Source organism: Psychrobacter sp. (assembly GCF_018260395.1).
Lineage (GTDB): Bacteria > Pseudomonadota > Gammaproteobacteria > Pseudomonadales > Moraxellaceae > Psychrobacter.
In genome coordinates, this window is the sequence record NZ_JAGLBC010000251.1 from 1 (window position 1) to 1,389 (window position 1,389).

Annotated in this window: 1 protein-coding gene; it reads right to left on the bottom strand. The window is 31.9% G+C overall.

What is annotated here, in order from left to right; genetic code table 11:
* Positions 1-530: 530 nt before the first annotated feature.
* The gene (locus QZ265_RS10890) at positions 531-1,355 is read right to left on the bottom strand and encodes a carbonic anhydrase family protein (RefSeq protein ID WP_296406102.1); all 825 of its coding nucleotides are present in this window, start codon (positions 1,353-1,355) and stop codon (positions 531-533) included.
* Positions 1,356-1,389: the final 34 nt, after the last annotated feature.

Below are 1,389 nucleotides of genomic sequence, written 5' to 3' on the forward strand. Positions count from 1 at the left end.
AAGGGTTTTAGTCATAGTTTGCTTTTCAGTTTTTTATATGAATATTTTTTAATTAATTAAAATAAATAGCCAGTACTGCTTCTTTGAATCATAGCTTTATTCAGAATCCAATACTGTGTAGAGTTACAATATATATGCCATGAAAATTAATCCATAATCTAACTTATTACAGCTTTGAGAGGTATCTTGTATCTTATAATAGCTTTATTAATCCATTTTGGTGCATATTATTGGTATATATGCCACATAGTGTCAGTATTAAAGCCATATTGCTATCAATAAGGGATTTGTTTGGTCAAATTTATTGGCTATAAACTTTAATGAAAAAGCCCCTGTAATAATTATTACAGAGGCAATGTTTTTAATATAAATAGGCTTATGTCGTTTGTTTTAGCCTAATAAATTTAATTACTTCTAATAAGAGTTAAACCATTCTTATTATATAAATATCAACATTATATAAATGGCAACTTAAGACTTTGTTAGCAAGCAGCTATCAAATAGATGATTTGAGAATGTGTCAAATTCAGTTATTTGACTAATTTAACTTCACGATTTTCAATAGGTTGTATTGGGCGATTATTACCATCATACAATTGCTTCATTGACTGAATTTCTTGTTGAGATATGGACAAAGGTTTGGATGCCACAAACCATTTCACATGTTCTGAACAAGGCGGAGTAGTTAACGATCCTGAATAGTTATAAAACTCAGTGTCAGTAGGTAATAACGTGCTCAGATCAAAGCCATTTACGACAGATTTGTGACTAGAGATGTCATCAAAGCCGTTAAGAAATAGAGAGTGTAAGCTAGTATTATTCATTGAGGTAGGATTAACCATTACGCCAATTACAGCCAATTCTCCTTGTTTATTAGCATGAACAAAATGTAGCTCACCTGGATAGTTAATACCAGATATTTGATGTTCGCTTGGAATATGATAGTGGAATTGTATTAAGTTATAAGACTCACCATCTATCACCGTAGTATTGTTGTCATTTTTTGGTTTAAAAACGATGGTATGACCATTGTCTTCAATTCCAATATCCGAACGCATATAATTGGGTTTGGGTGCTTGATTAGTAGACTGCATAACTTCAGTTATATTAATAGGGGATTGCTCTTTACCTAATTTGCACTGTTGATTACCTTCAAGATCAGCCCAATGATCTGGTCCTGATTCACCGGCGTATGACCATGAAGAATAGATATCATTTGACACTTTAGAAGTAGAAGTTATAACGGGTGTTGGACTCGTAGTATCTGTTTTTACAGTAGCAGTATTATTACAAGCGCTAAGTGTTAAAAGCGTTGCCAAAGCAATTGAAAGAGTTGATATAGTTTTGTAGCTCATTAAGTATAGTCCTAAAATTTTGTTTATTTAAAAC